This window comes from Mesorhizobium sp. GbtcB19 (assembly GCF_019091085.1).
In the GTDB taxonomy this organism is placed as follows: Bacteria; Pseudomonadota; Alphaproteobacteria; order Rhizobiales; family Rhizobiaceae; genus Mesorhizobium.
This window is the reverse complement of record NZ_JAGXJY010000155.1, coordinates 1-328: the sequence shown is the minus strand read 5'-3', so window position 1 is coordinate 328 and position 328 is coordinate 1. Positions and strand designations below refer to the sequence as shown.

Sequence of the window (328 nt, the reverse complement as noted above, 5' to 3'; positions counted from 1 at the left end):
CTCGGTCTTGGCGTGACCGGCCCAGCGGCCGCTGCGCGCCTCCTCGCCGGGCTGCACGGGCTGCGTGCAGGGGAAGCAGCCGATCGAGAGATAGCCATAGGCGGCCAGCGCATTTTCCCGCAGCGCGTGCGCGCGCATGTAGTCGGCCTGGCCCGACGTCGTCCAATGCGCCAGCGGGTTGATGCGGATACGCGAGCCGCCCGCCTCGAAGACCGGCAGTGCCGCCCGCGTCGAGGCCTGGAAGCGCTTGCGGCCCGTGAACCATGCGCGGTACGGCTCGGCGCCGCGCGCCTGCGGCTCGACCTTGCGCACATTGCAGCAGGAATCG

General features: G+C 72.0%; 1 protein-coding gene. It reads right to left on the bottom strand.

Annotated elements, in window-relative coordinates; genetic code table 11:
* Nucleotides 1-328, bottom strand: a 328-nt coding sequence (locus tag KVT37_RS32025) for a phosphoadenosine phosphosulfate reductase family protein (RefSeq protein WP_217579000.1), incomplete at both ends; no start/stop codon positions are given.